The sequence below is a fragment of the Rathayibacter sp. AY1C5 genome (genome assembly GCF_002931705.1).
GTDB lineage: Bacteria > Actinomycetota > Actinomycetes > Actinomycetales > Microbacteriaceae > Rathayibacter.
This window is the reverse complement of record NZ_PSWD01000069.1, coordinates 1-547: the sequence shown is the minus strand read 5'-3', so window position 1 is coordinate 547 and position 547 is coordinate 1. Positions and strand designations below refer to the sequence as shown.

The following is a 547-nucleotide window of genomic DNA, read 5'->3' as shown; positions in this document are numbered from 1 at the left end:
CGGGAGCGGATGCGACGAGTGCGCGCCCGGGGCACAGCGAGCACCAGACCGGCTGGGCGGTCGACGTGGTGGGAGCGTCCGGCGCGTGCGCGCTCGAGATCTGCTGGGGCGACACTCCGGAGGGGCAGTGGGTCGGCGCCAACGCCCACCGCTTCGGCTTCCTCGTGCGCTACAAGCCCGACACCACTCCGATCACGGGGTACGAGTCGGAGCCGTACCACCTGCGGTACGTCGGGACCCAGCTCTCCGGGTACCTGCACGACTCCGGCATCGAGACGCTCGAGCGCGTCTTCGGCCTTCCGGATGCGCCCGATTACGCGCCGGGGACCACTTCCTAGGCGGTCTAGCGATCACAGACGGGCACGATCGGGCGTGACACGCGCCGCTCGTTACCGTACTGTTATTCGGAGCGCTTTCGGAGGCCCGTCTGACGGGTCTCCCACCCCCGCCTGGTGACATAGCCGCTTCCCCTGCTCCCGAGCCCGGTCCCCCGCCGAGCCGCCGACCCGTGAGACCTCTCTGTGCCCCCTCGCTCCACCCGCTCCAC

General features: G+C 70.6%; 1 protein-coding gene. It reads left to right on the top strand.

Annotated elements, in window-relative coordinates; all coding sequences use genetic code 11:
- A partial coding sequence (locus C5C57_RS17530; RefSeq protein ID WP_104297942.1) for a D-alanyl-D-alanine carboxypeptidase family protein occupies positions 1-338 on the top strand: 338 nt, incomplete at its 5' end.
- Positions 339-547: the final 209 nt, after the last annotated feature.